Consider the following 673-nt stretch of genomic DNA (forward strand, 5'->3'; position numbering starts at 1 on the left):
TATTACATATGTAATACACTTTTTCTATCAACACTTAAAGTTATTCCCCCGTTACCAGTCGATGATGTCAAGACACTAAAAATCCTAAAGAAAGTGACACCAGCCGCGAGATCACTATCCGTATGAATCAAGTTATTAGGCTCCTCACCAACCAAAACTTCTTGGTTAAGTTAATCCCAACACTAGAATCAAAGTCAGTTCTGAAATTGAAAATATTGTGACTACGACGGGGGACACTGTTTAAGCATGAATCGGATTCATCAAGTCCCGACGCGCCATCGATATTTGGAGCTATCTGACTCACACCAGAAAGACGCGAATTTAAACCCAAAGAATGGCTAAGTTTTACCTACTGGCGTGATGAGCAGCGCCAACTGGTTGAACGCCACGACAAGATTGAGTCACCCACTGGGCAGAGTCATGGAAGTGAAATCCCACTGTTCATTGCGGCTGTTTGTAGAAAGGTGTTCCCAAAAGAAAATACCCATAATGAATGAGAAGCCCATTGAGTCTTCTACTCTTAACACGACATCGCCCTGATCTAATAACTCGCCCATCGCTTGTTGGTAAGCTTCTTCGACGATGGTTTGTTCCCAAATACGCTCGTATTCGGGTAAGACTTGTTGTCTAGAGATGGTCGACACCCTGAAGCTTAATGCGCCCTCGATACGAT

General features: G+C 43.5%; 1 pseudogene. It reads right to left on the minus strand.

Annotated elements, in window-relative coordinates:
- Positions 1–401: 401 nt before the first annotated feature.
- Positions 402–673, minus strand: a pseudogene (locus AB4496_RS25030) (hypothetical protein); the annotation flags it as partial.

Source organism: Vibrio sp. 10N.222.46.A1 (assembly GCF_041473595.1).
GTDB classification, from domain to species: domain Bacteria; phylum Pseudomonadota; class Gammaproteobacteria; order Enterobacterales; family Vibrionaceae; genus Vibrio; species Vibrio tasmaniensis_A.